The organism is Variovorax raffinosi (genome assembly GCF_051216615.1).
GTDB lineage: Bacteria > Pseudomonadota > Gammaproteobacteria > Burkholderiales > Burkholderiaceae_C > Variovorax.
The window spans coordinates 614,343-634,496 of sequence record NZ_JBPJZR010000003.1 but is presented as its reverse complement, the minus strand read 5'-3'; the positions used below and the strand labels follow the sequence as shown (position 1 = coordinate 634,496).

The following is a 20,154-nucleotide window of genomic DNA, read 5'->3' as shown; positions in this document are numbered from 1 at the left end:
CGGCTACCGGCTGGAGCTGACGCCCTTCGGCGGCATCAAGGACTCGGGCCTGGGCTACAAGGAAGGCGTGCTCGAAGCCATGAAGAGCTTCACCAACTGCAAGACCTATTCGCTGCCCTGGTAAGCCGTCATGAGCCTGAGCATTCCCGACATCGTCGGCCTCTTCGAGTCCAAGGGCGGTGCGCAGTACGACGGCGAGCCCGTCACGCAACTGGAGCATGCGCTGCAGTCGGCGCACCTGGCCGAGCAGGAGGGCGCCGGCAGCGCACTGATCGCGGCGTCGCTCTTGCATGACCTGGGCCACCTGCTGCACGACTTCGGCGGCACGCCGACGCAGCAGGGACTGGACGACCTGCACCAGTACCGCTGCCTGCCGTTTCTTCGCGCGCTGTTTGGCCCGGCCACGCTGGAGCCGATCCGCTTGCATGTGGACGCCAAGCGTTTTCTGTGCGCGCGCGAACCCGGCTACCTCGAAGCGCTGTCGCCCGACTCGAAGCGCAGCCTGCAACTGCAGGGCGGTGTGTTCGACGAGGCACAGGCCAAGGCCTTCGAGGCCTTGCCCTACGCGATGGACGCGGTCCGCCTGCGGCGTTGGGACGACACGGCCAAGTGCGCCGATGCGAAGACGCCAGACCTGCGGCACTATGCGGGGCACCTGGCCCTTGCGTCACGGCCTGCTGTCGCCACGGCGCAGCCATGAGCGCCACGCGCCCTTTCGCATTGCAGCGCCGGCGGGCCACGCCAGAAGACATTCCCTTCCTGCTCGACCTGCGGCAGCGAACGATGAACGGCCACATGATCGCTTCCGGTGGCGAGGTCAGCGACGCGCACCACATGGCGCGGTTGATGCATCGCTTCGAGTGCGCCGAAGTATTGCTGCATGAAGGCGCACCGGTCGGCCTGCTCAAGGTGTCGCGCGATCCGCACGAGTGGGTCGTCATCCAGATCCAGTTGGCGTCCGGCTATCAGGGCGGCGGCATCGGCACCGGGCTGCTGGCCGAAGTCATCGAGCAGGCCGCGCGGGAGGGTGTCGACCTCACGCTCAGCGTGCTGAAGGCGAACCCGGCGAAATCGCTTTACGAGCGCTTCGGGTTCGTCGTCGAGCGCGAGTCCGAACTTTCCTACGAAATGCGGCGCAAGCCCTGACAACCCGAGAGCCCGACATGCGCCCCTTCTGGATCGAACAGGCTCTGTTCAACGACGGCGACCTCGCACCCGCGCTGCAGGGCGAGCAGAGCGCCGACGTCTGCATCGTCGGCGGCGGCTTCACCGGCCTGTGGACCGCCATCCAGGCCAAGCTGCAGGCACCCGCGCTCGACATCGTCATCATCGAGAGCGATCTCTGCGGAGCCGGAGCGAGCGGCCGCAACGGCGGCTGCCTGCTCACCTGGTCGGCCAAGTTCCTGACGCTGCGCCGGCTGTTCGGTGAAGACGAAGCGGTGCGCCTCGTGAAGGCATCGGAGGCCGCGGTCCAGCACATCGCCGACTTCTGCGCCACGCATGGCATCGATGCCGAGCTGCGCCAGGACGGCACGCTCTACACCGCCACCTCGCAGGCGCAGATCGGCACGCTCGATCCGATGATGCAGGCGCTGGAGGCGCGGGGCATCAATTCCTACCGCACCTTGCCGCCGGACGAAGTGGCACGGCGCTCAGGCTCCGCACGCAATCTGGCCGGCGTGTATTCGCCCATTGCCGCGACCGTGCATCCCGGCAAGCTGGTGCGCGGGCTTCGGCGCGTGGCGCTGGCCATGGGCATCCGCATTCATGAACGCACGCCGATGCTGGATTTCAGCACCGACCATCCGGTCGTGGTTCGCACGCCCACCGGCAGTGTGCGCGCAAAGAAACTGGTGCTCGCGATGAATGCATGGATGGCCAGCGCCTTCCCGCAGTTCGAGCGCACCATCGCCATCGTGTCGAGCGACATGATCATCACCGAGCGGTGCCCCGATCTGCTGCAACAGATCGGTTTGCGCGACGGCGTGTCGGTGCTCGATTCGCGCACCTTCGTGTACTACTACCGCAGCACCGTCGACGGCCGCATCATGCTGGGCAAGGGAGGCAACACCTTTGCCTGGGGTGGCCGCATGGCGGCGGTGTTCGACGAGCGCTCGCCGTACGAGGCCGAGCTGACGCAGGCCCTGCACTCGTTCTTTCCGGCGCTGAGCGACACGCCGATCACGGCGAGCTGGAACGGACCGTCAGACCGTTCGGTGACGGGGTTTCCGTTCTTCGGAAAGCTCGACTGCGCGCCGCATATCTATTACGGATTCGGCTACTCGGGCAACGGTGTCGGGCCGACCTACATGGGTGGGCAGATCCTGTCATCGCTGGTGCTCGACCAGGACAACGCATGGACCCGCAGCCCGCTGACCAACGGGCCGCTCGGCTACTTCCCGCCGGAGCCGATGCGTTACGTGGGCTCGATCGTGGTGCGCAATGCGATTCGCCGCAAGGAGCTGGCCGAAGACCAGAACCTCCAGCCGTGGCTGGTCGACCGCTTGCTCAGCAAGCTGGCGAATGCTGCGGGGAAGGCTGACAAGGCCTGAAGCACCGAGCCGAAGGGCGGCTTCGACCAGGGGCGAAGTGCTTCAGAAAATGCTGAGTGGAGCGGGTGAAGGGAATCGAACCCTCGTATGAAGCTTGGGAAGCTGCCGTTCTGCCATTGAACTACACCCGCATTTTTCAACTCGTTGATGCACAGCGAGTTTTTGACCTAGACGCTTGATTCATAGAGGGCGTTCAGCCTTTCGGCATCGACCGGGTTTCCCAAACTCACCCGGCTTCACCCCTATGCACTTGGCACCTTGGCGTAGCTTTTGGCGTAACTTTCGAAGAACCTACGCCTTGCCTACCTGCCGAAGCGCAATTCAGCGCCGCGACAACAGCTCGGAGTATAGGTCCATGTTCTTTGATGTCCGCGCATCCGCGTGGAGCAGAGGAACCGCGGTGATGCGTGCATCGACTTGCGCGTGGCTGCCGCCCGCAAGAGCGGGGCGCGCGATGGACAATTGGCCCATGAAATCCACTCGATACATTCTTCTGGCCATCATGCTGGCTGTGACGGGGTTGGCTCGGGCCGAGTCGGCTGTTGGCGGCATTGGTGTCGTGAAATGCGATGTCTGGCTCCAGGCCCGGAAGACGCCGCGACAGGACAATGCGGTCGTCACGGAGGGGATGCTGCTCTCCTGGGTGCAGGGCTACCTGTCGAGTAAGAATTCCGACGGTTCCGAAGACAAGATGGTCTTGTCGGTCCCCGACCACAAGCTGATCAACAGGGTCTTGGACACGGTGTGTGCGAAAAATCCGGAGGCACAGATCCACGCCATCGCACACGACTTTGCGAACTCTGCGATGGAGTTGTACCAAAGCGAGAAGCGCAAGTAGCCAGATTTCATTGCAGCGTGACCTCGGAGCCGTCAGCGGCCTCCATCACCCCGGGCGTGTTCCTGGTCCCCTCGATGGGCACGCCCATCTGCTCGGTCAGCCTGAAAGATCGCGCATGCAGCGCGTCAGGTGAAGGTTGCTGCGTGAATCCCTAATGTGGAAAGAATTTTGATCGTATGCAACGGCGGTCGTGCTCGAGGGCTGATCGGTCGGGCGCCGCGGGTCCGCAAGCCAGTAGCGGCGCGCCGGGTCGTAGCTTCCGGGATACCGTTGAAGCAGTGTTTGGTGCATCGGCTGGCTGTTGTTGGCGCAGGTCGCCATTTCGCACACTCCCGGCAGGTACCAATCCGAATAGCCGCCGGTGGAGCTGCTGACGCATGTCTGCGCAGCCGAAGGCTGGCCTTGAAACAGGTTGACGATGGCCTGTGTCGTCGCCCGGCCGTCACCATAGGGCACGCCATCGGTCGGGCCATCGGGGCCCCATCTTTCCCCGTTCGATTCGGGCGACAGGGCCAGCACTTTGCCGCCAACGCTGGCCGTTGGAGTCGTGGTGTCGACCAGGTTGAACACATAGCCCGCTTGGTAAACGCTTCCATAGCTCAGGATGTGAATGTCGGTGATCGAGGCGTTGGTGTTTTCGCCCGTGACACGCAGCGTGGACGGCACGGGCGCAGTGAGTGGTGCCGCCGTCGGCGCAAGGCCGGGCGCGACGGTGACCTCGCAACTGCTGCCGGCCGGCAGCACGCCACCGCAGTTCGTGGCAAACGAGGAGCCGGGGGGCAACGCCGGAGAAACAGTCGCCGTGAGCCCCTTGGCATCGTAGAGCCCTGTATTCGTGATGGTGATTTTTCGCGACGTGCCTGTGAGTGCCGCATTCAGCGTCGGGTTGTTTGCTGACAGCGCGAGCGCGGCGATGCTGGGCACTAGCGTCGTTGTTTGTGATGCAGGCGGCGGAGCAACGGCCGGTGGTGGCGCAGCCGGCGGTTCAGGGGGCGGTGGCGGAGCTGGAGGGGCCGGTGGGATGCCTGGCGTCGGTGCCACGGCGATGGGGGCAAATGGCACGCCTGCACCACCACTGCCTCCGCACGCGAAAAGGATTGCGGGCAGTGTTGCGGCCAGCGCGAGGCGCGATATCGGGTTGAGCTGTGCCAGAGGGCTGTAGCCTGCGGCGCGGGAAGCAGATGACATGAGAGGACCTATCCAAGGACGCGCGATCCTATGAGGGCGGTTCATCGAGCGCATTGGACTAAAGTCCAATGCCGCGCAGATTTTTGGGGCGAAGGGAAACCCTGGGTCGTCATTCATTGGCAGTCTTGAGGTTGTCCCGATGGCGGCTCCACGGCGCCTGCGCTTTCCCCGAGACACAGCCGGCGCAGCCTCCTACAGAGAGCAAAGTGACCGGCGTTTAGCTTGATCTCTCACTACGGAGGTCAGCATGAAAAACACAAGCAAAGAAGAACTCACCCAGGCTCTGGCGCAGCACGCGCACTTCAGCGCGCCTGCAGGAGACCACCATGGATGAGCTGGTCGAGTTCCCCCATGGAGGCTGGTCCTTCCTGTGCAGCGCCGAGCAGTTGCCGTCCGGCGAGTTCCAGGCCGTGGTTCGATACCGCGCGCCACCGGGCGACGACATAAGAACCTTGAAGATCGACCCGCACGCAGGAGGCAGCCGAGGCGAAGCGCTGGAACGCGCCAAAGCGATGGCTGTGGAATGGGCGAAAAAGAAGAGCCGGTGAAGGGCGCGGGGCCCTATGTCAAGTAAGGGCGGATGACGCCCGCCACGACCTTGAGGCGCTCGAACTCCACGTCACTCAGCGGTTGCGCCTGCACGTCGAAATGGCAGAGAGAACCGTAGAGGGTTCCCGTCTCGTTGAGCACAGGCACCCCGTGGTACGCGACCATGACGCCCTTGTAAGGGTGCCCATTCAATCTGTCGTCTTGCGCGGAATCGCTGGTCAGGAAGGAGCCGTCCCGCAGCACGAACTGGCAGAAGCTGGTTCCCAGCGGAACTTCGGCCAGGAACTCCGGGCGATCCTCTCCCGCCTTGTCGATGAGCGCGATGTTCTTCAGCATCTCGCCCTCCAGCCGATAGACGGCGGTGTAGCGGTGGGGCACGCCGCGATTGAGTTGCGCGAGTGCCGCGGCCACGCCTTGCTGCTCGCATGTCGCGATGAACGCCTGAATGTCGTCGCCCGTGCTCGCCGGAGGCTGCGCAAGAACTTGCTGCAGGTACAGCTTGTCGATATCGTCTTCCCAGGCCGTGCAGGCATGGAGGAATTCGAGGTCTGCCGCACGTTGATCGGCACCGTCCGTGGCATCCCTGGCCAGAGGATATGGGCGCAGTTTCACGCCGGACGCCCGAAGAGCGGATTCCTTTTGAAAGCGGTTGAGGGTGGGCATGCGGCAGGGCTTTGAAGCCGTCGAGTTTAGCCCCGCACCCCTGTCGACTCACCCCGTGTAACCCCGCGCGAGGCTTTGCGCAAATGACCCGCGGATCGGCTTCCGGTGCGGCGAAGGAATGCGAGACTCGATGCGGCGATGCATCAAGCTTGGAAGCAGTTTTCGCCCACGCCTTTCGATTCCCGAAACCCGGACTTCGCATGACCAGCCTTTCACAGCCCACCGACAGCCAACGTGTCTTCGACGTGCAGGTCTCCGTCTTGCTGCGCAGCTTCCCGTTCGCGTTGGCCGGCTCGGTCGTCTCGGCGTGCGTGGTGGCCTACGTGATGCTGGCGGTGGTTCCGAAGATGCAGGTGGTCGTCTGGCTGTCGGTCACCGTGTTCGTGGCGGCCTTCAGGTTCGCCGCAATGCTGTACTTCCACCGCGTGCGCCATCGCCCCGGCGCCGGCGCGCAGTGGTTGCGGCAGATGGTGGTCGGCAATATCGCTTCGGGCGTGCTGTGGGGGCTGCCGTTTTCCTATTGGACGTTCTTCGTTCCGCTCGAATACCAGTTGTTCTTCATCGTGGTCCTGTTCGGCCTGGGCACCGGCGCCATCTATTCGAACTACATGGTGCTGTCGGCCGTCTATGCGTTCCTGGTGCCGGCCTTCGCGCCGACATTCATCGCGCTGGCGGTCCAGCCGTCGGCCGTCAATGTGGCGCTGGTCGCGAGCGGCATTGCGTACCTGGTGGCCACCGTCGCGTTCATCCACCGCATGAACCGCACGCACCTGAACGCATTGCATCTGGGCTATGAAAACCTCGCGCTGCTGCAGCAGGTGCGGCTCGAAAAAGAAGCCGCCGAGCGCAGCGACCTGGAGAAGTCGCGCTTTCTTGCAGCCGCCAGCCACGACCTGCGGCAGCCGGTTCACGCGATGAGTCTTTTTCTCGGGCTGCTCGCGAACGAGCGTCTTTCGGTGCACGGCCGATATCTGGTCGAGAACATCACGAAGGCCAGCGCCGCCATGGGGCATCTGTTCGATGCCTTGCTCAACATTTCGCGGCTGGATGCGGGGGTGATCCATCCGCGTCTTCAGAACTTTCCGCTCGATCGCCTGCTGGACCAGATCCGCACGGAGTACACGCCGCAAGCGCAGCAAAAGGGACTGGCGCTGAAGGTGCGGCGCTGCAAGGCATGGGTCCATTCAGACCCGATGCTGCTGGAGCGCATCCTGCGCAACCTGGTCAGCAATGCCATCGCCCATACACGCAGCGGGCGCGTGCTGATCGGTTGCCGTGCACGCGGCGGCAATGTCCGCATCGAGGTCTGGGACACGGGGCCCGGCATCCCGCCGCATGAACACGAGCGCATTTTCTGGGAGTTCCACCAGCTCCAGAATCCCGAGCGCGACCGCAGCAAGGGGCTCGGGCTCGGCCTTGCCATCGTTCGTCGAACGGCCGCGTTGCTGGGGCATGCGCTGGCCATGCGCTCGACCGAAGGACGCGGAACGGCCTTTCTTTTGAGCGTCGAAGCGCACCGCGCGTTGGCGGTGGAAGCGCCCGTCGAGGCGGGGGCGTTCGGCACGGGCGTCGACGCGCCGCTCCTCGATGCCAGGCCGGCGAAGGGGCAACTCATATTGGTGGTCGACGACGACGCACAGAATCGCGAGGGCTTGCAACTGCTTCTTGAAAGCTGGGGGCACCGCGTGGTTGCCGCCGCGGGTGTGGCCGAGTTGGTCGCGCTGATCGCCGACGTGCCGGGCAAGCCCAACCTGATCGTGAGCGACTACCGCCTGCGCGAGCACGAGAACGGCATCGAGGCCATCGACCGCGTGCACGAGGAATACAACGACGACACGATTCCCGCGCTGCTGGTCAGCGGCGATACCGATCCGGCGCGCCTGATCGAAGCTGCTGCACGCTCGATCCCGGTGTTGCACAAGCCCGTCGAAGTGGATGCGTTGCGAAGCTGGGTCGAGAAACTGCTCGTCGCGGGGACTGCTGCGCCGCAGCGCAATCCCTGAAAGACGCAGGGGGCTTGGCGGCGCATGAACGTCTGAAGGTGATGCGTAAAGACCACTGCGCGGCCCGGAATCCGGGCGGTTCCAAAAAAAACCGGCGCACTGCCTCTTTCGCAGGCACCGCGTTGCAGGCCACGCCAGGCAACGCTTTCGCGCAATGCACACACGGTTTTCCACAGCATTGTCCCCATCGGGCAGGGAAAACGCGTCACTGCCGTGTGTTATGGAAAAAGGTAGCGTTCATCGTGAAAAGGTAGGACGGCGACCGACAGACTTTTTATGGTCTGCGGGAGCAACATGGCCCTACCGCACTGTTGCGGGAAGGAGCGTGAAATGACGTTCGACTTCTTGTTTCGCCCGGGCCATGCCGCGTATCTGCGGCGCGCGTCGGCGCTGCTGGAGGAGGCACAGATGGCGCGCATCGAGCATCAGGCCGCGGCCGAGCACCACAGCGCCCTGGCCCGGATGTATTCCGAGCGCGTGCGGCGTCTGGAAAATGAGCTCTATCGCCAGCCGCGCAACACGGAACACGGTCCTGTGGACGGCGTCACGGACGAGCGGCCGCAGCTTTATTCGCTGGATGGAAGCCGCAAGCCGGGCCTGACGTCGGCGCCGTAGGTTCCGCCACCTGTTGCCTGTTTGCCTGTTGGCTAGAGCCAGTTCATTCCGTCGACGAGGCGCAGCACTTCGCCCTCGCGCTGAATGAAGAAGTCGGCATGGGTCGCGGGCTGGAAGGCCGCCCGCTGGCTGCCGGCCGGCAGGGCGGCGAACAGGCGGTCGGCGTCGCGGGGGCGCTCTTGGATGAAGAGCGTGGCCGCATCGTTCGCCGCCTTTTCCCGCTGCGGATCGGCGGTGGCGGCCAGCCACGGGAACATGTCGCGCCAGCTTCCGGGCAGCACGTTCAGCACCAGGGCGGGGGCGCGCAGCGGCCTGTAGTCGGGCGAGAACGCATAGGCCGCCTGGGACATGGCCAGCATCACCGCCGCAGGCGTGTTGATTCGCACGCTGCCGTCGGGATGGACATCGAGCTTGTCGAGCAGGTCCGCCTCCATCGGCGCCGACCAGTTCAGGTTGATGCGCTTGAAGTAGGCGATGGCCGCCGCCACCGAGGCCATGTCCGCTTCCGTCATCTCGGGATCGTCCAGCAACGGGTCTTCGGGCTGGTCCTTGGGCAGGGTGCTGTAGTCGAAATTGGTGTCCAGGTAGATCAGGCCGCGCACGCGCTCCGGGTAGCGCCCCGCAAAAAGCGTGACCTGGTTGCCCGCCATCGAATGGCCGCCGAGCACGATGCGGCCGACGTCCAGGGCCTGCAGCACTTCGTGCACGTCGTTGACCAGTGTCTCGGTGTCGTAGCTGTGGCTGGCGTCGGGAAGCGGCTTGTCGGACTGACCGAAGCCGCGGCAACTGATGGCGATGGCGCGCCCGCGCTTCGCCAGCGCGGGCCCCAGGCTGTTGAAGTGCGATGCCGTGGCACCGAAGCCGGGCAGCAGCACGAAGGTGGTGCCGTCCAGGCGGTCGGACTGCCAGTCGCGCACATGCAGCGAGACGTCAGGCGCCACCCGCACGCGGCGGTCCGCGACCCTGACCGTGGCTGGCCCCGACGGCTGGAAGGGGCCCGGTCCACCGCCGTTCCCGCCGCCCCCGCAACTGGCGAGAAGAAGGGCGGCTGGCCATGCGGTGGCGGCGCGCAGCAGATGCCTGCGGTGTTCGGTGTGGACGCTGGATGAAAACAAGGGGTGCTCCGTCAGAAGAAAAAATGGGTTCCGCACCGCTGCCGGGTGGGGTGTTCTGACGGTATGCGCAGGGCCTGCCGAAGGCCTGAAGGCGAACTGAAGGTGGGCTGAAGCGAACCTTTGCGCAGGCTGCAATCAAGGATGGCGCGGGCAAAAAAATACCCGCCGAAGCGGGTTCGAGGAGCCCAGGTGGGCGCTCTAAGGACGAAACAGAGAGCTCTTCTTCTATGCGGCCCTGTTGCGTGACAGCACAGCGATGGTCGCTGGGCCGCCGCCTTGCCGCTGTCAGTCATAAATAGACAACCGCCGTAGGACACTTCTAAAAACGTGAACAATTTGGCAGTTTGCGCGGTGTCGAAGTGAGTCTTCCCGGGCCCGTCCGCCGGAAGTGTCGGTGCTGTCCGACACGACACTCCCGCCCGAGGCCCTAAATTTTGCGGACTCGCTTCAACGTGCGGGTTCTCTGTGTGTGACAGCACTCAAGAGGTTCAACCCAGCCTAGCGCTGGGTTTTTTTTCGCCCGCTCTCGCCCGCTCAGTAAAGCTCGAAGCGGAACGCCGTGGTGTGCGGATGGCTGAGCAAGGGGACCGCCACTTCGCTCGCATGCTCCCAGGCTTCCCGCCAGGCGCGCGCGTGGGCAATCTGTGCTTGCCCCATCGTCCCGGTGCCGGACTCCAACTGGCTCGACCAGGCCCGGTAGCACTTCACCACCCGCTCGGGCCTTCCGATGCGTTGCTCGAGCAGCCGGAGAAAGGTGAAGCGCACCTCCATGAGGTCCCGTATGGAAAGGCTCGCGCCTTCAAGGTGCACCGTGTAGAGCTGCTCGCGACTGGACTTGTGATCGAACATCGGACCCGCATGCCAAAGGCTGTGATCGACGCGTGCGGCACGAAGCACCGCTCGTTCGATGGCCTTGAGCCTTGTCACTGGAAAAGTGGAGCGCAAATACTAGCGAGGTATGTGTTGCGCGAACCGGGACCGCTGTTTCGGTTTACTGCTTTGGCTTGTCTGCCCTGCGGCTTCGGCGGCGTGGACTCAGCGCAGGAACACGTGCTGCATGAACTGCTTGATCGGGTACTGGATCACCGTCTGCACCCGGGCCGGCAGCTCCAGCGGCCGCATCAGCATCTTCAGCGTCGTGCCCGGGCTCAGGTTGGTGCGGATGGTGCTGTTCATGCGCGCGCTGAGCTGCTGCACATAGGCGGTGTCGTCCACGCGCGCGGGTGCGCGGGCCTTCACCACGTGGCGGATCGCGCAGTCGGCGTCTTCGCTCTTGAGCTCCAGCGTGCGCCGGCCGATGGTGCCCATCACGCGAAAGCGGCTCAGTTTTTCCTGCTCGCGATAGCGGCGAAAGAAACGGTAGAAGTGCTTGTAGTGGTTGACCTCGTCGTTCGCGATGCGGGTCGCAAGGTCGCGCAGCACCGGCTCGGTGGTGCTGCGGGCCATCGCGCGGTAGTAGGTGGCGGTGCCGGTCTCGACCACGCAGCGCGCGGTCATTTCGAGGGCCCGGGTCGGTGCCAGCAGCTCGACCTTGCAGTAGGTCGCGTATTCCTCCAGGAAGCCGTTGTAGGCCGTGTCCCACTCGAACTCCGGCCACACGTGGCGAACGTAGGCGCGCAAGGCCTTGCCGTGCTGCAGTTCTTCGGGTTCCCAGTAGTTCGAGAGCCAGTCGGTGACCTCGTCGTCGCCGCGGAAAAAATCCACCAGGTTGTGCGTGTACAGGTCCGATCCGCTTTCGATGAACGAGGCGGAAGTCACCAGGTAGAAAAGATTCTCGTCAGGGCGCACCTCGTCGAGCGCAATGCGCGAGAAATCAAGATCCTCGATCTTCCAGTGTTCGGCCTCTTGACCTGCCATTCGGGCTCCTTGATTCATGTCGTGCATATGAATAGGACGAAGCCGACCGTCTTTGGTTCGGCGGTGTCGCTTCAGGGCGCATATTAGCCGTGACGCCCGGATCATGCAGTTTGCCCTTGTCCGGGCCGTGACCCATAGCCAAACCTATAATCGTTTGTTCAAGCAAATCAAGCAGTTAGGCCGGTTCGCCGCAGTGGGTTCGACGAGAGGGTCGCCATCGCAGGGCCGCCCTCGACAGAAGACGAATCCAAAGATGAGCCAGCCCACATTCACGGTCGCGGACATCCGCAAGACCTTTCTCGATTTCTTCGCCTCCAAGGGCCACACGGTGGTGCCCTCCAGCTCGCTGGTGCCGGGCAACGATCCGACCCTCATGTTCACCAACTCGGGCATGGTCCAGTTCAAGGACGTGTTCCTCGGTGAAGACAAGCGCCCGTATGTGCGCGCCGCCTCGGTCCAGGCCTGCCTGCGCGCCGGCGGCAAGCACAACGACCTGGAGAACGTGGGCTACACCGCGCGCCACCACACCTTCTTCGAGATGCTGGGCAATTGGAGCTTTGGTGATTACTTCAAGCGCGAATCGCTCACCTGGGCTTTCGAGCTGCTGACCAAGGTCTACAAGCTGCCGGCCGAAAAACTCTGGGCCACCGTCTACATCGAGGACGACGAGGCCTACGACATCTGGACCAAAGAGATCGGCCTGCCGCCCGAGCGCGTTGTGCGCATCGGCGACAACAAGGGCGGTCGCTACATGTCCGACAACTTCTGGATGATGGCCGACACCGGCCCGTGCGGCCCGTGCTCCGAAATCTTCTTCGACCACGGCCCCGAGATCCCCGGCGGCCCGCCCGGCAGCCCCGATGAAGACGGCGACCGCTACATCGAGATCTGGAACAACGTGTTCATGCAGTTCGACATGCAGCCCGACGGCTCGGTCAAGAAACTGCCCGCACCCTGCGTCGACACAGGCATGGGCCTGGAGCGCCTGGCGGCCATCCTGCAGCACGTGCACAGCAACTACGAAATCGACATCTTCGACGCGCTCATCAAGGCCGCGGCCCGCGAGACCGGCGAGCAAGACCTGGGCAACAACTCGCTGCGCGTGATTGCCGACCACATTCGCGCCACCTCGTTCCTGGTGGCCGATGGCGTGATCCCGTCGAACGAAGGCCGTGGCTACGTGCAGCGCCGCATCATTCGCCGCGCCATCCGCCATGGCTACAAGCTGGGCCAGAAGAAGCCCTTCTTCCACAAGCTGGTGCCCGACCTCGTCAAGCTGATGGGCGACGCGTACCCCAAGCTCGTGGCCGATGAAAAGCGCATCACCGACACGCTGAAGGCCGAAGAAGAACGCTTCTTCGAGACGCTGGCCAACGGCATGGAAATCCTCGACGCGGCGCTGGCCGGCGGTGCCAAGACGCTGCCGGGCGAAGTCGCCTTCAAGCTGCATGACACCTACGGCTTTCCGCTCGACCTGTCGGCCGACGTGTGCCGCGAGCGCGGCGTGAGCGTCGATGAAGCCGGCTTCAACGTCGCCATGGAAAAGCAGAAGGCGGCAGGCCGTGCGGGCGGCAAGTTCAAGATGGACCGCAACGTCGAATACACCGGTGCAGGCAACACCTTCACCGGCTACGACCACCTGGAAGAAAACGCCAAGGTCGTGGCGCTCTACCTCGAAGGCACGGCCGTGCAGGAGCTGAAGGAAGGCCAGAGCGGCATCGTGGTGCTCGACACCACGCCGTTCTATGCCGAGAGCGGCGGCCAGGTCGGCGACCAGGGCGTGCTGATCGCCGAAGGCGTGCAGTTCGGCGTCGAAGACACGCTGAAGATCAAGGCCGACGTGTTTGGCCACCACGGCACACAAACGCAAGGCACGCTCAAGGTCGGCGACGCGGTCAAGGCCGCGGTCGACACCGCGCGCCGCGCCGCCACCATGCGCAACCACTCTGTCACCCACCTGATGCACAAGGCCCTGCGCGAAGTGCTCGGCGACCACGTGCAGCAGAAGGGCTCGCTGGTCGATGCCGACAAGACGCGCTTCGACTTCGCGCACAACGCCGCCGTCACGCAAGAGCAGATCGTCGAGATCGAAAAGCGCGTCAATGCCGAAGTCTTGGCCAACGTGGCCACGCAGGCCCGCGTGATGGACATGGAATCGGCCCAGAAGACCGGCGCCGTGATGCTGTTCGGCGAGAAGTACGGCGAGACCGTGCGCGTGCTTGACATCGGCACCAGCCGCGAACTGTGCGGCGGCACGCACGTCGGCCGTACCGGCGACATCGGCCTGTTCAAGATCGTCAGCGAAGGCGGCGTGGCCGCCGGCGTGCGCCGCATCGAAGCCGTGACCGGTGCCAATGCGCTGTCGTACCTGCAAGACCTCGAGTCGACCGTGCACAGCGTGGCCGCCACGCTCAAGTCGCCGACCGCCGAACTGCAGGGCCGGCTCACGCAGGTGCTGGAGCAGGTAAGGGCGCTGGAGCGCGAAGTGGGCGCGCTCAAGGGCAAGCTCGCATCGTCCAAGGGCGACGAACTGCTGGCGCAGGCCGTCGACGTCAACGGCATCAAGGTGCTCGCGGCCAAGCTCGACGGCGCCGATGCCAAGACGCTGCGCGACACCATGGACAAGCTGAAGGACAAGCTCAAGACCGCCGTGATCGTGCTGGCCGCCGCCGATGGCGACAAGGTGCAGATCGCGGCCGGCGTCACCGCCGACAGCACGGGCAAGGTCAAGGCCGGCGAGCTGGTCAACTTCGTGGCCCAGCAGGTCGGTGGCAAGGGCGGCGGCAAGGCCGACATGGCCATGGCCGGCGGCACCGATGCGGCAGGCCTTCCGGCCGCGCTGAAGTCGGTGCAGGCCTGGGTCGCCGAACGCGCCTGACGACTCGGCGCCCAACTCTTTAGCTCTTCAACAAGCACTTCATGCCCGACGCGATCCCCGGTGAAGTGCTTGTGATGGGCGCCGGCACCATCGGCTGCTTCATCGGCGGCAGCCTTGCGGCAGCCGGTGTGCCCGTGAGCTTCGTCGGCCGTCCGCGCGTGCTGGAAACGCTCGCACGCAACGGCCTGACGCTCAGCGACATCGACGGTGCCAGGCACAAGCTGCCCGCGGCCGGCTTGCGCCTGTTCGAGCAGGTGCCCGTCGGCGCACGGCCTGCGCTGGTGCTGCTTTGCGTGAAGAGCGGCGCCACGGCCGAAGCGGCGGCCGAGCTGGCTTTTGCGTTGCCCGCGGGCACCGCGGTCGTCTCGATGCAGAACGGCATTTCCAACTGCACGGCCGCATCGCAGGCCGGCCCGTCGCTCAATGTGCTGCCCGGCATGGTGCCGTACAACGTGGCCGAGATCGGCGCCGGCGCCTTCCATCGCGGCACGCCCGGCCGGCTTGCCGCAGCCGATGACGCGGCGCTGCGGCCCTGGCTGCCCGTGTTCGATCGCGCCGGCGTGCCGCTCGACCTGCATGCCGACCTGCTGCCCGTGCAGTGGGGCAAGCTGCTGCTGAACCTCAACAACCCCGTCAATGCGCTCTCGGGCCTGCCGCTGCGCGAAGAGCTGATGCAGCGCGGCTACCGGCGCTGCTTCGCGGCACTCATCGACGAAGCTCTGAGCGTGCTCCATGTGGCGGGCATCGCACCGGCACAGGTTGCGGCCGTTCCCGCGCATCGGCTGTCCGGCCTGCTGCGCTTGCCCGACTGGCTGTTCCGCATCGTCGCGGCGCGCATGCTGCGCATCGATGCCAAGGCCCGCTCCAGCATGGCCGACGACCTGGCGCTGGGCCGCCGCACCGAGATCGATGCGCTCAGCGGCGAAGTGGTGCGCCTCGCGCAAGAGCACGGCCTGAGCGCGCCGCGCAACGCGCGCATGGTCGCCTTGCTCGATGCGTGGCCGCAACGGCCGCAGCCGTGGCCGGCACGGCAATTGCAGGATTCGCTGGGCCTGTAGCGCCCACCCTGTACCCTCGGGAGCGTCGCGGCTTTCAAAGGGTTGTTCTCATGCAGGTCCTGATTCTCGGCAGCGGTGTCATCGGCACCTCGGTGGCTTACTACCTGGCGCGCGCCGGGCACGAGGTGACGGTGCTGGAGCGCCAGCCGGCGCCCGCGCTCGAAACCAGCTTCGGCAATGCGGGCGAAGTCTCGCCCGGCTACTCCGCACCATGGGCCGGGCCCGGCGTGCCGGTCAAGGCCATCAAGTGGATGCTGATGCAGCACAGCCCGCTGGTCATCAAGCCCATGCTCGATCCGGCCATGTGGCGCTGGGGCCTGTCGATGCTGCGCAACTGCACGCAGGCGCGCTACGAGATCAACAAGGGCCGCATGGTGCGCCTGGCCGAATACAGCCGCGATTGCCTGAAGGCACTGCGCGCGGACACCGGCATTCAATACGACGAGCGCATGCAGGGCACGCTGCAGCTGTTCCGCACGCAGCAGCAGCTCGACGGCACGGCAAAGGACGTCGAAGTGCTCAAGGCCTCCGGCGTGCCCTACCAGGTGCTCGACCGCGAAGGCTGCGTGCCCTACGAGCCCGCGCTCGCGGCGGTGAAGGAAAAATTCGTCGGCGGCCTGCGCCTGCCGGGCGACGAGACCGGCGACTGCTTCAAGTTCACGCAGGCATTGGCCAAGCTGGCCGAGGCCCACGGCGTGCGCTTCAGGTTCGGCGTGAACATCCAGGCCATCGAACACGATGCAAGCAAGGGCGTGACGGCCGTGCGCACCGACGCGGGCCACTTCACCGCCGACCGCTACGTGGTCGCGCTCGGCAGCTATTCGCCCGCGCTGGTGAAGCCATTGCGCATCGGCCTGCCGGTCTATCCGGTCAAGGGCTTCTCGATCACCGTGCCCATCACCGATGCGGGCGGCGCGCCCGAATCCACCGTGATGGACGAGACCTTCAAGGTCGCCGTCACGCGCCTGGGCGACCGCATCCGCGTGGGCGGCACCGCGCAGCTTTCGGGCTTCGACCTGAAGCTCGACGCAGGCCGTCGCGACACGCTCGAACACGTCGTGACCGATCTCTTTCCCAAGGGCGGCAACGTGCGCGACGCCTCCTTCTGGACCGGCCTGCGCCCCATGACGCCCGACGGCACGCCGGTGATCGGCAACACGCACATCCCCAACCTGATGCTGAGCACCGGGCACGGCACGCTCGGCTGGACCATGGCCGCAGGCACCGGCCGCGTGATGGCCGACCTGATCGCCGGCAAGGCGCCCGAGATCGACATGGAAGGCCTGACCGTGGCGCGCTACGGCGGCTGAGTTCCCTCTCCACATCAGCGCGTCTGCAAGCAGGGCGGTCCGAAAGGGCCGCCCTGTTTTCGTTGGGTTGCAACTCTCAGGGTTTTTACTTAGACATGAAGTTGTCTTCATCGGTATTCTTCGTGGCGTTCCATTAATAAATCGTTGTTTCTTTGGTGAAACAAAACCGATCCAGACGGACCTCGATGAAACACACCCGCCGCCATGCCATCGCCGCCGCCATTTCCATGGCCGCCGCTTGCGTCACCGGACTTGCCTGGGCCGACGCCTATCCGAGCAAGCCGATCACGTTGGTCGTCGCCTATCCGGCCGGTGGCGACACCGATGCGCTGGCGCGGCTCTTCGCCGAGAAGCTGTCGACGCGCGTCGGCCAGCCCGTGGTGGTCGACAACCGGCCCGGCGCCAGCGGCATCATCGGCAGCGCCTATGTGTCGAAGGCTGCGCCTGATGGCTACACGCTGCTGCTCGCGCCCAGCACCTTCTCCATCGCGCAACTGGTGCTCAAGACCAACGGTGCCTCGGCCTACGACGTGCTCAACGGCTTCACGCCGATCGTGCAGACGGGCAGCCAGCCGCTGTTTCTGGTGGCGAGCGCCGGCAGCGGCTTCACCAGCCTGAAGGACGCCGTCGCCGCCGCCAAGGGCGCAGGCAAGTCGCTGTCGTATGCCAGCCCGGGCAGCGGCTCGCCGATGCACATCCTGGGCGAGATGTTCGCCCGCACCTCGGGCAGCAACCTTTCGCACGTGCCCTACAAGGGCGTCGCGCCCGCCGTCAACGACGTGCTGGGCGGCCATGTGCCGGTGACCTTCATCACGCTCGGCCCGGTGGCGCCGTACTTCGCCAACGGCAAGCTGCTGCCGCTGGCCGTGGCCTCGCGCGAGCGTTCGCCGCTCGCGCCCAAGGTGCCGACGCTCGCGGAGCTGGGCTACAAGGACGTCGAGGTGACGGCCTGGAACGGCCTCTGGGGTCCGCGCAACCTGTCGCCCGAGATCGTGAAGACGCTCAACGGCCACTTCAACGACATCCTCAAGATGCCCGACATCGTCGCGCGCATGGCCGTGCTCGGCACCACGCCGGTGGGCGGCGATGCCGACGTGCTCGGCAAGACCAACGCCGCCGACTTCACGCGCTTCGGCAAGGTCATCAAGGAACTCGGCATCCAGGCCGACTGAGACTGAACATCCCATGTCCGAACTCAAAGCCATTCCCGATCCGTCGAGCCTGCAGGCGCTGCTGGCCGAATTGCCCGCCAACCTGCTGGCCGGCCGTCGCGTCCTAGTGACCGGCGGCGCGCGCGGCCTGGGCCTTGCGTTCGCGCAGTGCATCGCCGCGGCGGGCGCGAGCGTGGTGCTGGCCGACATCCTCGGCGAGCTGGCCGGGACCGAAGCGAAGGCGCTGCGCGAAGCCGGCCACAAGGCGCATGCGCTGACCGTCGATCTGTCGAACCCGGCATCCATCGACGCCTGCGCCGCCGAAGCGATCCGCCTGCTCGGTGGCCTCGACGGCCTCGTCAACAACGCCGCCATCACCAACTCGGGCGGCCGCGACGCGCACCTGCTCGAGATCGACATGTGGGACCGCGTGATGAACGTCAACGTGCGCGGCACCTGGCTCATGGGCCGCGCCTGCCGGCCGGCACTGGCGGCAAGCGGCCGCGGCGCCGTCGTCAACCTTGCTTCCGACACCGCGCTGTGGGGCGCCCCCAACCTGCTGGCCTACGCATCGAGCAAAGGCGCCGTCATCTCCATGACGCGTTCGCTGGCGCGCGAATGGGGCGGCGACAACATCACCGTCAATGCCGTGGCACCGGGCCTCACGCTGGTCGAGGCGACCGAATACGTGCCGATGGCGCGCCATCAAAAGTACCTCGAAGGCCGCGCCATCCCGCGCGAGCAGCAGGCGGCCGACGTGTGCGGCGCCACGCTGTACCTGCTTTCCGGCCTCGCACGCTTCGTGACGGGCCAGCTGCTGGCCGTCAACGGCGGCTTCGCGATGCACTGATGCACCGACCCCACAAGCGAACGAACGACCAAATTTTTCCGACGAAGGAGTGACCCCCATGAGCGATTTGTCCGAACAGCAGAAGATCAACGATGCCGCCGCCACCACCACGCTGGCGCAGCCCGAGGGCAGCAGCCTTGCCGAGTGGATGAACACCCGCATCGCGCGCTACGAAACCCGCAAGTACGACTGGGACGCGCTGAAGTTCCAGGCCGACTTCGACCCCAAGTTCCGCCGCGCGCAGATGCGCTACGTGGGCACCGGCGGCACCGGCGTGGCGAAAGACGTCAACACCGTGGCCGCCGAGCACTTCACCTTCTCGACCATGGTGATCCCGGCCGGCCACGAAGGCCCGCCGCACCTGCACACCGACGTGGAAGAAGTGTTCTTCCTGATCCGCGGCAAGCTCAAGGTCGTGATCGAGAAGGACGGCGAGCGCTTCGAAACCATCATGACCGACCGCGACCTCATCTCGGTGCCGCCGGGCGTGTACCGCGAAGAGATCAACATCGGCGACGAAGACGCGCTGATGTGCGTGATGCTCGGCGCGAAGAAGCCGGTGACGCCGACCTATCCGGCCGATCACCCGCTCGCCAAGATCAAGCGCTGAGAACGGCATGAGCGACGCCATGGCCACCGATGCACAGACGCTGCCCGCTTCCGAGCTGGCACTGCTGGACGCCCGCTTTCCCGCCCGCACGGTGCCGGTCGGCGGCGGCGCGGCGGTGTCGGTGCGCGAGCACGGCGCAGGCCCGGCCATCGTGTGCCTGCACGGCATCGGCTCGGGCGCGGCCTCATGGCTCCATGTCGCGTTGCTGCTCGCACCGCAGGCCCGCGTGATCGCGTGGGATGCGCCGGGCTACGGTGCATCGACGCCGCTCGCATCCGCCACGCCAACCGCCGCTGATTACGCAGAGCGACTGCATGCGCTGCTCGATGCGCTCGACGTGCAGTCCTGCGTGCTCGTCGGCCATTCGCTCGGTGCGCTCACCGCCGCATCGGCCGCGCGCAACGGCTCGGCCCTGGCTTCGCGCATCCGCCGCCTCATGCTGATCAGCCCGGCCGCCGGCTACGGCGCACCGTCGCGCGCCGAAGCCCGCGCCAAGGTGCACACCGAACGCCTGGCCACGCTCGACGAACTGGGCATCGCCGGCATGGCCGCGAAGCGCTCGGGCCGCCTCGTGTCCGACACCGCCAGCGAACTCGCGCGCCAATGGGTGCGCTGGAACATGGCGCGGCTGAACGATGGCGGCTACCGCCAGGCCGTCGAGCTGCTGTGCAACGGCGACCTGCTGGCCGACCTGCCGCCCGCCATGCCGGTGCGCGTGGCCTGTGGCACGCTCGATGTCGTCACCACGCCCGACGCCTGCGCCGAAGTCGCGCGCCAATGCGGGGTGGCGCTCGAAGCCATCGAAGGCGCGGGCCACGCCAGCTACGTGGAACAGCCGCAGGCCGTTGCCGCGCTGCTGCGCGAAGCGCTCGCCGCCTGACCGGGCACCCGGAACAACCAACCCCAACAACCAACGA

19 protein-coding genes and 1 tRNA gene are annotated in these 20,154 nt (G+C 65.6%); 14 read left to right on the top strand and 6 right to left on the bottom strand.

The window, feature by feature from the left end:
* Nucleotides 1-130: 130 nt before the first annotated feature.
* From ACSFB7_RS14075 to ACSFB7_RS14065, 3 genes are read left to right on the top strand one after another with little or no spacing between them, the layout of a single operon-like run.
* Nucleotides 131-700 carry a phosphonate degradation HD-domain oxygenase gene (locus ACSFB7_RS14075; RefSeq protein WP_435471024.1) on the top strand — a complete coding sequence of 190 codons (570 nt, stop codon included), beginning with the start codon at nucleotides 131-133 and terminating at the stop codon, nucleotides 698-700.
* Entirely contained in the window at nucleotides 697-1,146 is a 450-nt protein-coding gene (locus ACSFB7_RS14070) for a GNAT family N-acetyltransferase (protein ID WP_435471022.1), read from the top strand. The genes ACSFB7_RS14075 and ACSFB7_RS14070 overlap by 4 nt, the downstream gene beginning before the upstream one ends.
* A 17-nt stretch (nucleotides 1,147-1,163) precedes the next feature.
* Nucleotides 1,164-2,552 (top strand): FAD-dependent oxidoreductase, encoded by a 1,389-nt coding sequence (locus ACSFB7_RS14065; RefSeq protein ID WP_435471020.1) that lies wholly within the window; start codon nucleotides 1,164-1,166, stop codon nucleotides 2,550-2,552.
* Nucleotides 2,553-2,609: 57 nt separating this feature from the next.
* Here ACSFB7_RS14065 and ACSFB7_RS14060 read toward each other — a convergent pair.
* Nucleotides 2,610-2,683, bottom strand: a tRNA-Gly gene (locus ACSFB7_RS14060).
* 338 nt (nucleotides 2,684-3,021) lie between these two features.
* Between ACSFB7_RS14060 and ACSFB7_RS14055 the strand changes: the two genes are divergently transcribed.
* On the top strand, nucleotides 3,022-3,390 hold the full coding sequence (locus ACSFB7_RS14055; protein WP_435471018.1) for a hypothetical protein: 369 nt from the start codon (nucleotides 3,022-3,024) through the stop codon (nucleotides 3,388-3,390).
* 96 nt (nucleotides 3,391-3,486) lie between these two features.
* Here ACSFB7_RS14055 and ACSFB7_RS14050 read toward each other — a convergent pair whose 3' ends face one another.
* Nucleotides 3,487-4,314 carry a hypothetical protein gene (locus tag ACSFB7_RS14050; protein WP_435471016.1) on the bottom strand — a complete coding sequence of 276 codons (828 nt, stop codon included), beginning with the start codon at nucleotides 4,312-4,314 and terminating at the stop codon, nucleotides 3,487-3,489.
* Nucleotides 4,315-4,904: 590 nt separating this feature from the next.
* On the opposite strand from ACSFB7_RS14050, the gene ACSFB7_RS14045 reads away from it, so the two are divergent.
* Nucleotides 4,905-5,126 (top strand): hypothetical protein, encoded by a 222-nt coding sequence (locus ACSFB7_RS14045; RefSeq protein WP_435471015.1) that lies wholly within the window; start codon nucleotides 4,905-4,907, stop codon nucleotides 5,124-5,126.
* A 13-nt stretch (nucleotides 5,127-5,139) separates the two neighbouring features.
* On the opposite strand, the gene ACSFB7_RS14040 is transcribed toward ACSFB7_RS14045, so the two are convergent.
* Nucleotides 5,140-5,790 (bottom strand): hypothetical protein, encoded by a 651-nt coding sequence (locus ACSFB7_RS14040; protein ID WP_435471013.1) that lies wholly within the window; start codon nucleotides 5,788-5,790, stop codon nucleotides 5,140-5,142.
* A 200-nt stretch (nucleotides 5,791-5,990) separates the two neighbouring features.
* Between ACSFB7_RS14040 and ACSFB7_RS14035 the strand changes: the two genes are divergently transcribed.
* Together ACSFB7_RS14035 and ACSFB7_RS14030 are read left to right on the top strand one after the other, a co-directional pair.
* Nucleotides 5,991-7,793, top strand: coding sequence for an ATP-binding response regulator (locus ACSFB7_RS14035; protein WP_435471011.1), 1,803 nt, complete (start codon nucleotides 5,991-5,993; stop codon nucleotides 7,791-7,793).
* 330 nt (nucleotides 7,794-8,123) lie between these two features.
* Nucleotides 8,124-8,408 (top strand): hypothetical protein, encoded by a 285-nt coding sequence (locus ACSFB7_RS14030; RefSeq protein ID WP_435471009.1) that lies wholly within the window; start codon nucleotides 8,124-8,126, stop codon nucleotides 8,406-8,408.
* A 32-nt stretch (nucleotides 8,409-8,440) separates the two neighbouring features.
* On the opposite strand, the gene ACSFB7_RS14025 is transcribed toward ACSFB7_RS14030, so the two are convergent.
* The 3 genes from ACSFB7_RS14025 to ACSFB7_RS14015 all read right to left on the bottom strand — a co-directional run bounded on the left by ACSFB7_RS14025 (nucleotide 8,441) and on the right by ACSFB7_RS14015 (nucleotide 11,380).
* The gene (locus ACSFB7_RS14025) at nucleotides 8,441-9,523 is read right to left on the bottom strand and encodes an alpha/beta fold hydrolase (protein WP_435471007.1); all 1,083 of its coding nucleotides are present in this window, start codon (nucleotides 9,521-9,523) and stop codon (nucleotides 8,441-8,443) included.
* Between the two features lie 534 nt (nucleotides 9,524-10,057).
* Complete coding sequence (locus ACSFB7_RS14020) at nucleotides 10,058-10,372, bottom strand: hypothetical protein (protein ID WP_435471005.1); 315 nt, start codon at nucleotides 10,370-10,372, stop codon at nucleotides 10,058-10,060.
* Between the two features lie 186 nt (nucleotides 10,373-10,558).
* A complete protein-coding gene (locus ACSFB7_RS14015; protein WP_435471003.1) occupies nucleotides 10,559-11,380 on the bottom strand; it encodes a ferritin-like domain-containing protein in 822 nt (273 codons plus the stop codon).
* Nucleotides 11,381-11,633: 253 nt separating this feature from the next.
* Between ACSFB7_RS14015 and alaS the strand changes: the two genes are divergently transcribed.
* From alaS to ACSFB7_RS13980, 7 genes are all read left to right on the top strand, one after another.
* Nucleotides 11,634-14,258, top strand: coding sequence for an alanine--tRNA ligase (alaS, locus tag ACSFB7_RS14010; RefSeq protein WP_435471001.1), 2,625 nt, complete (start codon nucleotides 11,634-11,636; stop codon nucleotides 14,256-14,258).
* Between the two features lie 41 nt (nucleotides 14,259-14,299).
* Nucleotides 14,300-15,316, top strand: coding sequence for a 2-dehydropantoate 2-reductase (locus ACSFB7_RS14005; protein WP_435470999.1), 1,017 nt, complete (start codon nucleotides 14,300-14,302; stop codon nucleotides 15,314-15,316).
* Nucleotides 15,317-15,366: 50 nt separating this feature from the next.
* Complete coding sequence (locus ACSFB7_RS14000) at nucleotides 15,367-16,626, top strand: D-amino acid dehydrogenase (RefSeq protein WP_435470997.1); 1,260 nt, start codon at nucleotides 15,367-15,369, stop codon at nucleotides 16,624-16,626.
* A gap of 185 nt (nucleotides 16,627-16,811) precedes the next feature.
* Complete coding sequence (locus ACSFB7_RS13995) at nucleotides 16,812-17,798, top strand: Bug family tripartite tricarboxylate transporter substrate binding protein (protein WP_435470995.1); 987 nt, start codon at nucleotides 16,812-16,814, stop codon at nucleotides 17,796-17,798.
* 13 nt (nucleotides 17,799-17,811) lie between these two features.
* The gene (locus ACSFB7_RS13990; protein ID WP_435470993.1) at nucleotides 17,812-18,627 is read left to right on the top strand and encodes an SDR family oxidoreductase; all 816 of its coding nucleotides are present in this window, start codon (nucleotides 17,812-17,814) and stop codon (nucleotides 18,625-18,627) included.
* A 58-nt stretch (nucleotides 18,628-18,685) separates the two neighbouring features.
* Complete coding sequence (locus ACSFB7_RS13985; RefSeq protein ID WP_435470991.1) at nucleotides 18,686-19,237, top strand: cupin domain-containing protein; 552 nt, start codon at nucleotides 18,686-18,688, stop codon at nucleotides 19,235-19,237.
* A 7-nt stretch (nucleotides 19,238-19,244) separates the two neighbouring features.
* Nucleotides 19,245-20,117 (top strand): alpha/beta fold hydrolase, encoded by an 873-nt coding sequence (locus ACSFB7_RS13980; protein WP_435470989.1) that lies wholly within the window; start codon nucleotides 19,245-19,247, stop codon nucleotides 20,115-20,117.
* The last annotated feature ends 37 nt before the right edge of the window (nucleotides 20,118-20,154 follow it).